The sequence below is a fragment of the Exiguobacterium sp. s128 genome (assembly GCF_018618815.1).
GTDB classification, from domain to species: domain Bacteria; phylum Bacillota; class Bacilli; order Exiguobacteriales; family Exiguobacteriaceae; genus Exiguobacterium_A; species Exiguobacterium_A antarcticum.
Genome location: NZ_JACSMT010000063.1, coordinates 1 through 9,755 on the forward strand (window position 1 = coordinate 1; position 9,755 = coordinate 9,755).

General features: G+C 46.5%; 10 protein-coding genes. 6 read left to right on the forward strand and 4 right to left on the reverse strand.

The annotated features are described in order from the left end of the window. On the forward strand, positions 1-235 hold a 235-nt coding region (locus KNQ13_RS14925; protein WP_214773249.1), incomplete at its 5' end, for a hypothetical protein. Positions 236-257: 22 nt separating this feature from the next. On the opposite strand, the gene KNQ13_RS14930 is transcribed toward KNQ13_RS14925, so the two are convergent. The 3 genes from KNQ13_RS14930 to KNQ13_RS14940 form a co-directional block, all read right to left on the reverse strand. Next, on the reverse strand, positions 258-785 hold the full coding sequence (locus KNQ13_RS14930; RefSeq protein WP_026830012.1) for a biotin transporter BioY: 528 nt from the start codon (positions 783-785) through the stop codon (positions 258-260). Positions 786-902: 117 nt separating this feature from the next. Next, positions 903-1,502 carry a 30S ribosomal protein S4 gene (gene rpsD, locus KNQ13_RS14935; RefSeq protein WP_014971018.1) on the reverse strand — a complete coding sequence of 200 codons (600 nt, stop codon included), beginning with the start codon at positions 1,500-1,502 and terminating at the stop codon, positions 903-905. A gap of 225 nt (positions 1,503-1,727) precedes the next feature. Next, the gene (locus KNQ13_RS14940) at positions 1,728-2,213 is read right to left on the reverse strand and encodes a GAF domain-containing protein (RefSeq protein WP_026830011.1); all 486 of its coding nucleotides are present in this window, start codon (positions 2,211-2,213) and stop codon (positions 1,728-1,730) included. 220 nt (positions 2,214-2,433) lie between these two features. On the opposite strand from KNQ13_RS14940, the gene ezrA reads away from it, so the two are divergent. Then, positions 2,434-4,140, forward strand: a complete 1,707-nt coding sequence (gene ezrA, locus KNQ13_RS14945) for a septation ring formation regulator EzrA (protein WP_026830010.1) — start codon at positions 2,434-2,436, stop codon at positions 4,138-4,140. A 66-nt stretch (positions 4,141-4,206) separates the two neighbouring features. Further along, on the forward strand, positions 4,207-5,766 hold the full coding sequence (locus KNQ13_RS14950) for an amidohydrolase (protein WP_014971015.1): 1,560 nt from the start codon (positions 4,207-4,209) through the stop codon (positions 5,764-5,766). Positions 5,767-5,803: 37 nt separating this feature from the next. Here KNQ13_RS14950 and KNQ13_RS14955 read toward each other — a convergent pair whose 3' ends face one another. Beyond that, positions 5,804-6,619 carry an NAD kinase gene (locus KNQ13_RS14955; protein ID WP_014971014.1) on the reverse strand — a complete coding sequence of 272 codons (816 nt, stop codon included), beginning with the start codon at positions 6,617-6,619 and terminating at the stop codon, positions 5,804-5,806. Between the two features lie 163 nt (positions 6,620-6,782). Here KNQ13_RS14955 and tpx point away from each other — a divergent pair, with 163 nt between their 5' ends. The 3 genes from tpx to KNQ13_RS14970 all read left to right on the forward strand — a co-directional run bounded on the left by tpx (position 6,783) and on the right by KNQ13_RS14970 (position 9,634). After that, positions 6,783-7,289, forward strand: coding sequence for a thiol peroxidase (gene tpx, locus KNQ13_RS14960; protein ID WP_150111979.1), 507 nt, complete (start codon positions 6,783-6,785; stop codon positions 7,287-7,289). 103 nt (positions 7,290-7,392) lie between these two features. Then, positions 7,393-8,301 carry a class I SAM-dependent methyltransferase gene (locus KNQ13_RS14965; RefSeq protein WP_026830008.1) on the forward strand — a complete coding sequence of 303 codons (909 nt, stop codon included), beginning with the start codon at positions 7,393-7,395 and terminating at the stop codon, positions 8,299-8,301. A 121-nt stretch (positions 8,302-8,422) separates the two neighbouring features. Beyond that, positions 8,423-9,634, forward strand: coding sequence for an acetate kinase (locus KNQ13_RS14970; RefSeq protein WP_014971011.1), 1,212 nt, complete (start codon positions 8,423-8,425; stop codon positions 9,632-9,634). The last annotated feature ends 121 nt before the right edge of the window (positions 9,635-9,755 follow it).

Genomic DNA, 9,755 nt, shown 5'->3' on the forward strand with positions numbered 1-9,755 from the left:
TAAACGGCTTGAGTCCGCTGGAATTCAGGGCTCAAGCCGTTTAAAAGATTTTTATTATTTCGCCTGTCTACTTGACGGGGAGCAGTTCAAAGATGGGATCATCGGCCTTTTGATTGATGGAAGACGGAAACGTTCATCCTCGACTCCTATGGGAAAAGGAAGCGCGATTAGCGCTTCCGCCCATGGAAAGCGAGGATGTCGGACACGTCCGTCACAAGGATTGATTTTGGCCTGACTTATGAGTCAGCCCCGTTTTGTTAAGCCATCCGGAATAAGCGAAGCGGGAGTAAACGAACGGCAATCGTCGTAGCAATCAAGGCCTTTAATAGATCCCCGATGATGAACGGGATATTGATGACGAGTGCATCCATGAAGGATAGCTGTAAGACGATTATCAACCCCAATGTCCCGAGCAGATAAACGAGTCCGAGTCCAAAAACCAACATCCCGATGAAGAGCGGGAGGAAACGACGGGTTTTCTCAGCGACGAGGCCAATGAAAAATCCGGCAATCGGAAAGGCAATCAAATAGCCGACCGTCGGACCGACGAACGGAGCAAGTCCACCTTTTCCGCCGAGCAGGGGAAGACCGGCAGCAGCGAGCAATAAAAAGATGAGCACGGCAAGTCCGCCGCGTTTTGCGCCGAGGATGGCACTGACCGTCATGATGGCAAGCATTTGAAGGGTAATCGGAACCGGACCGACGAGTTGAAGTTGCGGTAATAAACTGACCGCAGAAATGATGGCAGCCCCTAAGGCGATGAATGTAAGATCTTTTGTTTTCATAAAATGACACGTCCTCTTCTTTATGTGTTAACCAATATAAATAAAAGGTTAACACAAAAGGAGGGAGATGAAAACATAAAAAAAGCACCCACCGAAGTGGATGCTTGAAACAACTGATTAACGTGAGTAGTACTCAACGACGAGTTGTTCTTGAATTTGATCGTTCAACTCTGAACGTTCTGGAAGACGAACGAAAGTTCCTTCGAGCTTCTCAGCATCAAACGTGATGAAGTCTTTAGTTGCTGGTGCAACTTCGAGTGCTTCTTTGATAACGACAAAGTTCTTCGATTTTTCGCGAACTGAAATCGTTTGACCTGGTTTCACGCGGAACGACGGGATGTCGACGCGAGCGCCATCAACTTGGATGTGACCGTGGTTGACGAGCTGACGAGCAGCACGACGTGTACGAGCCATACCCATACGGTAAACAACGTTATCAAGACGTGCTTCAAGTAAGAACATGAAGTTCTCACCGTGGATACCAGGCATTTTGCCAGCATCGTTGAAGATACGGTTGAATTGGCGTTCGTTTACTCCGTACATGTGACGAAGCGTTTGCTTCGCTTGAAGTTGAAGACCGTACTCAGACATTTTGCGACGGCTGTTACCGTGTTGTCCTGGAGCGTACGGACGTTTTGCGATTTCTTTTCCTGTTTCAGTAAGAGAGATACCGAGACGACGTGAAAGTTTCCAAGCTGGACCTGTATAGCGAGCCATAATAAGACTCCTCCTTAGTGTTCGTTATTATTTGCATAAAAATAATAACGCCATCAAACCCACGTTACGCCCATTTCATGATGTGGCACCCTCGCTTGATAGCAAAGTTACACGATGCCCCTCCGGCAAAGCCGAGTCATGAAATGTGATACGTAAGCGATTTGACCGCTATCGTTATCATTTCTGCACTTTTACAAGTATACGTCTGCATATTCCTGCTGTCAATCAAATATGACGAAGAAGCGTTTTGCAAAATGCTTCGAGGCCGGCTTGATCCGTTTCGTCAAAACGATTCAGTTCAGGACTATCGATATCAAGAACACCAATCGTGACACCGTTTTGCACCAATGGAACAACAATTTCGGAATTCGTAGCTGCATCACAGGCGATATGACCTGGGAAGGCATGGACGTCCATGACGAGTTGTGTGATTTGGTCTTGTGCCGCTGTTCCGCAGACACCACGTCCAAACGGAATTCGGACGCAGGCCGGTAACCCTTGGAATGGACCGAGGACTAGTTCATTTTGCGCCGTATCCGTTAAGTAGAAACCAACCCAGTTCGTCCGCTCCAGGAATTGACCAAGTAAAGCACTTGCGTTGGAAAGATTAGCGACTTGATTGGTTTCGCCAGCGAGCAAGGCATCTAACTGTTTATTCAGCATTTCATATTGTTTCGTACGGTCACCGTCATAAGTCGTTGTCTCGAACATCAAAAATTCCTCCTGAAAAATCATATTTTATTCATCTTATCGGGTTTTCGCGTGACTGACAAACAATTGAATTCAGGAAATGGTCGCGGAAAGTTCGGAAGAAATTAGGAAAAGCCCGAGTAATTCTATGCAAATCGGTTGCGCTATACTATTATAAGGATAAGATTAAAGCGAATTTATTGGAAAGTGAAATCGCTTGACAGGGTGGAGGTCGTAACAAATGTGGGCATGGGTGATTGGCGTCATCGTCATCGTATTACTCGTCATGCTGTTTAGCATGATCAGTCGTAAAAAATATTATACGAAAATCGATGAACTTGATCTGCGGAAACAAGGAATCATTAGTGCATCGATTCCGAAGGAGCTGCAAGAACTAAAGGAACTCCCGATGGCGGGTGAGACGGAGACGAAATTCACATCCTGGCACCAGGCATGGGAAGAGTTAGTGACCGTCCACGTTGCACAAATTGATGAGACGTTATATCGGGCAGAAGAAGGGCTGGATGGCTATCGTTTTGTAGCGGTTAAAAACGATCTGGAAGTAACGGAACAACTGATTGCTGAACTTGAAGGATTGATTGATGAGATGTTAACCGATATGTCGACGTTCAAAACGAATCAATCTGTCTTAGCGGAACTGAAAGCGCAAGGGGAAACCCACTCTAGCCAAGTGCGTAAATCCCTGTTACTGCAAGCAACATCGTTTGGACCAGCTTTACCTAAGTTGGAAGAACAAGCAGAGACCATTGACCAATTGCGTACAGAGATGGGTGCCTTCGAGGAAGCAGGAGAAGTGACGAAAGCTTACGAAACAAGTCTTCAGCTCGAAACGAAAGTCGAAGAGACCCGTCAGCTCGTTGAAGTGATTCCGCAACATTGGAAAACACTAGCACATGAGTTAAGACAACGGATTGATCAATTAAGTGCCGGCTATAAAGAGATGACGCTTGACGGTTATCCACTGGAGCCGCTTGGTATGCAATCTGATATCAAACGGTTTGAAGAACAGCGTCTGAGTCTCGTCAAAAAGTTGGAGTTCCTCGAAATCGTTGGTCTAGAAGAACAAGTGCAACAGCTTGCTTCAGATATTGATCAAATGTACGATACGTTCCGGCGTGAAGTAGATGCGCGACACCATGTGAAAAAAGAAAATCAGTCGCTGAAACAAAAAGCATTACGGATGCGTGAAAAAGTACATCAATTGGCGCAAGAGTTCAGCATGCTACGAGAAAATTATGAAATCTCAGCGGATCTAGGGGAGCATTATGAGTCGATTCAACGAGATGAAGAAATGTTGTTTGGTGCAGCAAAAGATTTAGATGAATCGATCGCAAGCCGCATCATCCCATTCAGTATGTTGGAGGATCAAATGCGAGATGCCGTTCGTTTAGAAGAACAGCTGATGATTCAGTATGAACGGTTCACCGTCGAACTCCAGGCATTACGTAAAGAGGAGACGGAAGTCCGACAACGGGTCGCTGAATGGCGTCAGCTTCTTTCGACGACTCGCTTGCGTTTAAAACGGTTGGGTGTACCGAAAATCCCGGCGGATGTCGAAGAGGTATTACATGCTTCAAGTCGTTCCCTGCAGACGCTGGAGTCACGTTTAGAAGAGCTGCCATTTAACGTCAATTATATCGTTTCTCAAAGTGAGGACGTCAACGGGACGTTTAGATTGTTGCAAGAACGGATAGATAAACTAGTATTCGAAGTCACGTATGCGGAACGTCTTGTCCAATACGCCAATCGGTTCCGGCGGCAAGATAATGAGATACATATGTCGCTGACGATTGCTGAGACAAAGTTCCTGGCGGGAGATTACGAGCGGACGATCACTTTAGGAGAACGTGTTTTGGAACAATTTGATCCGGGCTCCATCGAACGTATTCGAAAAGCATGTGGTCAACAGGAAACGATGCATGTGTAATCATCACTGACAATTCAGGGTGGCCGTCCAGGTCACCCTGTTTTTGTAAAAAAAGGAGCGGTTAAGATGGGAAAACTGTATGTGAACGGAATCATCCGAACAATGGCACACGAGGAAGATGTGCACTCCTCAATGTTTGTCGAAGGGGAAAGAATCATCGCGATGGGGGAAGAGGGAAAGTTACGTCGTCGATTCGGAAGACGGATTCTATCGATTGTTGACTTAAACGGCAAAGCGGTTTATCCCGCATTTACCGATGCTCATATCCATTTGATTGGCTACGGGGAAGCGATCGGGCGAGTTGATGCGTCTCGCTACACGACGTTAGACGAATTAGGCAAAGCCTTTGTTCAAGCGGAAGCGATCAACGGCTTGCACGTGGCGGAAGGTTATGATGAGACGAAACTGGACCGTGCGCCGACGAAGGCATGGTTAAATCAACTGTTCCCAACAGAACCGGCATTACTCAAACGAACGGACAGACATACAGTGCTCGTCAATGATGTCTTGTTTAAACAGCTTGGTTACAAAGCATCGACGGTTATCGAAGGTGGGAAGATTGGTTTGGCGGAGTCGGGCGAAGCCGACGGATTTTTATATGATGCAGCGATCGAACCACTGTATGCTCTGCAATCAGGTTCAATGGAACGGAACAAAGCATCGTTACGATCGGCAATCAAAGATTTACAGCGGTACGGTATCGTCGCCGCGCATACGGAAGACTTGGCATATCATGGTGATTTGACGGATGTCTTGCAAGCGTATCGTGAAGTGACGGAAGAAACCGGGTTCCATGCGCATCTTCTTGTTCATCATTTAGTACTCGATCAATTCATTCAGACGAATCCTGTTTTGCCGGCGACGTTATCCGTTGGTGCGATGAAAGTATTTGTCGATGGTGCACTCGGTGGGCGGACGGCCTTGCTTGGCAGAGGATATTCGGACGATCCGACAACACGCGGTATCGAAGTCCATTCACCAGAACAGTTGGAACAACTTGTCAAACGGGCGCGGAGCTATGGTTTTACGGTCGCGGCGCACGTCATTGGTGACTTGGCAATCGAACGTTTTGTCACGGTACTTGAGAATTATCCGGCACCAAAAGGAAAAAGAGACCGGATCATACATGCGACGGTCGTCCGTCCCGAACTCTTGACGCGCATCCGGAAGTTACCGGTCTTGATTGATGTTCAGCCGGTGTTCTTGCTGGATGACGCGGATTTTGCACAAGACCGTCTTGGGTTGAACCGGCTCGACTGGGCATATCGACTGAAGTCGCTTGCGGATACGGGTGCTCTTCTCTGTGGTGGATCAGATGCGCCAATCTCAAATCCCGATGTTCGGCGTGCATTATACGCGGCAACAACTGGAACGGCAGGCAACATCAACAAGACGAATGAAGTCCTCTCGATGTATGAAGCATTGTTGCTGTTCACGAAAAATCCGCACATCGCGACGGATACACATGGACGAAAAGGCATGTTGCTTCCAGGTTACGACGCGGACTTCGTCATCTTTGATCAAGATTTCTACTTACTACGTGGAGAAGCGGTCTTACGTAACCAATTGGTTGAGACGGTCCAAGCGGGGAAAACCGTTTTTCAGGCTACTCCGGTCATGAATTGATTCCACAAAAAAATCTGCCGCTCGGCAGATTTTTTTGTTATAAGAAAGAACGTTGGATTTTATGCCAAAATGTATTGTCGGTGAGTTTAACGGTTTTCAATTCTTTTTCCGATAGTTGAATATCGACGGAATCTGTCCGTTTTAAACTGAGTGCCTCATTGTCCATCCCGATGATCGGATAGTCATTGCCATCCTCGATGATGCGGAGAGATAATTTACGACCCCGGTTTAAGAGGAATGCGGATCCGAGTGTCCGGTAACGGTTATTGTTGACGGATGCGATCTCACTGACTTGCAGACAGTGGATCAATGGATCGACGATTGCACCTGACAAGGATTTGTTGTACGCCGTTGAACCGGTTGGTGTCGAGATGACCATCCCATCCCCGCGGAACGTCTCGAAGAGGAATCCATCGATGTATACTTCGATTGCCAGTGATTTGATGATACTCGACTTGACGGAACATTCGTTTAGGCAAAGCATGCCTGGACCACCATTGATCGAAGCTTCTAAAAGTGGATAACGGCGGACTTCGATATCACCGTTCGAAGCACGGTTGCCGGTTTCTTTGAAAATCGCTTCGACTGAAGATAAATCATTGATGTCAAAGTCACAATAAAACGAGTTCGGACCTTCAGCGAATCCGACATAAATGGCGTCTTCACGGAATCCGGTAAAACGGGCTGCTTGAAGAAACGCTCCATCTCCACCAATCGAAACGATGATATTGGCTTGTTTATGATCCTGGACGACATTTAGTCCATACCGATTTCCAACTTCAATCAATTTACGTACCTGCGTCTCGTGTCTTTGTTTGTTTCGGTAATACAGGTAGACATTGTTTCGAGCCATGGTCAATTCCCCCTTGAAAGCGTTTCATGAACTCTTTCATTATACCTGTTTTAAGGAATAATCGGTACTGCTAGCTAAAGACACGGGCAAAATTCTTGTCATACGTTAGGATCGTTTTTATAGTAGAATGGGAAACGACTTAGAATCTATTGGGAAATGGGGAATTCACATGGCAACATTTAAAGGCAATGCGATTACATTAGTCGGAACAGCAGTTGAGGTCGGGCAACAAGCACCGGATTTCGAAGTATTGGCGAATGATCTTTCACCGGTTATGCGCGATACATATCAAGGGGTTCGAATCATCAGTGTCGTACCATCAATTGATACAGGGGTTTGTGATGCACAAACGCGTAAATTCAATGAAGAGGCAGCGAGAATCGATGGTGTGACGGTATTGACGATCTCAAATGACCTGCCATTCGCACAACGTCGTTGGTGTGCGGCAAGCGGACTCGATAACGTCGTGACGTTGTCCGATCATCGTGATCTTTCGTTTGGTACACAATACGGAGTAGCGATCGAAGAACTTCGCTTACTTGCTCGTTCTGTCTTCGTCATCGATGCGGCAAACGAAGTCGTATATGCTGAGTACCTGGACGAGTCGACGAACGAAGTCGATTTTGATTCGGCGCTTGCTGCTGCCAAAGGTGCCAAAACGACGAAGTAAGAATAGTTTACAAATGGCGTGAAACCGCTACAATGAAGATAATGAGAAAAAACGGCTCCCACGAAGCACGGGGGCCGTTTCGTTTTGAAAGGATGGAACACAGATGGAAGCATTAGAAACGCTATACAAAGAACTGACTCAACAAACCCGGAAACTAGAACGTGATTTAGATATGCCGTATTTAGAAGCGTTAACGGAAGTCATCGACCGACTAAACGAGCGGCATACGGAAAACGTCGATCCGGAAACGGTGCGAAAAGCTGTTTCACTTGCGATCCTTGAAGGCATGAAACGAGCTCAACCGAATCATTTACCGACACCGGACAGTGTCGCCTTGTTTGCCGGTTATTTAATCGGGAAATTAATCAAGAAGGGGGACGTCCGTCTGCTCGATCTTGGAAGTGGGACGGGTGGGATGTTACATGCCGTCCTCAGTCAACTTCCGAAAGATGCCGTCGCAGAAGCCGTTGAAGTCGATGAAACATTAATCCGACTTTCTGCATCCGTCACGGAACTTCTTGATTATCCGGTCAACTACACGCATCAAGATGGACTCCGCCCGCTTTTGTTAGATCCTGTTGATTTAGCGATGGCTGATTTACCGATTGGTTATTATCCGGATGAAGATGTAGCCCAGACGTATGTCCTAAAACGTGAGGAAGGGATGAGTTACAGCCATTTTCTATTGATCGAACAAGCAATGAATTACGTGAAGCCAGGTGGATTTGGTGTGTTTGTCATTCCGAACGGCTTGTTCCAACATGATACGGAAGGTAAGTTGAAGCACTATTTTGAAGAGAAAGCGCATGTCATCGGTATTCTCCAATTGCCGCTGACGATGTTCAAACAAGAACAAGCCGCCAAAAGTTATCTGATTGTACGAAATCACCTTGCCGGAATGACGATGCCTAAACAAGCATTACTCGCGGAGTTACCGTCCTTCACCGATGCCCGTGCCTTTGGTGGAATGGTGAAACAGATTGATGAATGGATTAACACAGAATTAAAGTGAAATGCGCAAAGTGATTGAAATCTATTGTTAATTTGACTATTCTAGTGTAGAACAGAAAAAGAGCAAGACTCATACAGATGTGAATGTCTACTGATTTTGAATGGAAAAGGGGAAATAAATCATGGCAAAGATTATGGCAGTAAACGCCGGTAGTTCGTCACTTAAGTTCCAATTACTTGAGATGCCGAGTGAGACGATGGTCGCAGTCGGTTTAGTAGAGCGTGTTGGGAAAGATGACGCCATCTTTACGATTAAATATGGTGAAGGACAGAAATTTACAGATGTTCTTCCACTTGCAACACATAAAGAAGCGGTTGAATTGTCGTTAGAGAAGTTGATGGAGTTTGGCATCATCTCATCTTATGATGAAATCAAAGGTGTGGGACACCGTGTATTACACGGGAAAGAAAAGTATGCCGATTCGGTCGTCATTACGGACGAAGTCATGCAAGACATCGAATCGTATACAGAACTCGGTCCATTACACATTCCACCAAACTTAATCGGTATCCGTGCGTTCCAAGCGATTTTGCCGGATGTACCACAAGTTGCTGTATTTGATACGGCTTTCCACCAAACGATGCCGGAAGAGAACTTCCTCTACAGTCTTCCATACGAATACTATACAGAATACGGAATTCGGAAATACGGTTTCCACGGAACAAGCCACAAGTACGTAACCGAACGTGCTTCTGAATTGCTCGGTCGTCCATTAAAAGACCTCCGTCTGATTTCGTGTCACCTTGGTAGCGGAGCGTCGATTGCGGCAGTAGCGGGTGGTGAGTCACTTGATACGACAATGGGCTTTACGCCACTTGAAGGAATTACGATGGGAACACGTTCTGGTTCGCTTGACCCGGCCTTGATTCCGTTCTTGATGGAGAAAACAGGGAAAACAGCAGAAGATGTCTTGAACGTCATGAACAAAGAATCAGGAATATATGGTCTTTCAGGTCTTTCAAGTGATTTACGTGATGTCGAGTCTGCGGCGACAGAAGGCAACCACCGTTCCGAGATGGCGCTCCGGATTTTCGCAAACCGGATTCACGGATATATCGGACAGTATGCTGCTGAGATGAACGGCGTCGATGCGATCATCTTTACGGCTGGTGTCGGTGAAAACTCAGATTCGATTCGTGAGCGCGTCTTACGGGGGCTTGAGTTCATGGGCGTTTACTGGGATCCATCGCTCAATAACGGCGCGCGTGGTGAAGAATTATTCATCAACTATCCGCATTCACCGGTCAAAGTCATCATCATTCCGACAAACGAAGAATTGATGATTGCACGTGATACGGTACGAATCGGCGGCTTAGTCGAACAAAACGTTTGAACTACCTCCACCTACGCTTCACTTAGAGGTGAAGGATTCCTGAGTTATCCGACCTGACGGTCGAAACCTGATCAGGCTAACCCCGTCGTTCCGACGGTTGAAGAAGCTAAAATGCGTTCTG

Excerpts from the sequence above, each read along its gene's own strand:
- KNQ13_RS14930 (WP_026830012.1), bottom strand. The coding sequence starts at position 785 with ATGAAAACAAAAGATCTTACATTCATCGCCTTAGGGGCTGCCATCATT.
- rpsD (WP_014971018.1), bottom strand. The coding sequence starts at position 1,502 with ATGGCTCGCTATACAGGTCCAGCTTGGAAACTTTCACGTCGTCTCGGT.
- KNQ13_RS14940 (WP_026830011.1), bottom strand. The coding sequence starts at position 2,213 with ATGTTCGAGACAACGACTTATGACGGTGACCGTACGAAACAATATGAA.
- ezrA (WP_026830010.1), top strand. The coding sequence starts at position 2,434 with ATGTGGGCATGGGTGATTGGCGTCATCGTCATCGTATTACTCGTCATG.
- KNQ13_RS14950 (WP_014971015.1), top strand. The coding sequence starts at position 4,207 with ATGGGAAAACTGTATGTGAACGGAATCATCCGAACAATGGCACACGAG.
- KNQ13_RS14955 (WP_014971014.1), bottom strand. The coding sequence starts at position 6,619 with ATGGCTCGAAACAATGTCTACCTGTATTACCGAAACAAACAAAGACAC.
- KNQ13_RS14965 (WP_026830008.1), top strand. The coding sequence starts at position 7,393 with ATGGAAGCATTAGAAACGCTATACAAAGAACTGACTCAACAAACCCGG.
- KNQ13_RS14970 (WP_014971011.1), top strand. The coding sequence starts at position 8,423 with ATGGCAAAGATTATGGCAGTAAACGCCGGTAGTTCGTCACTTAAGTTC.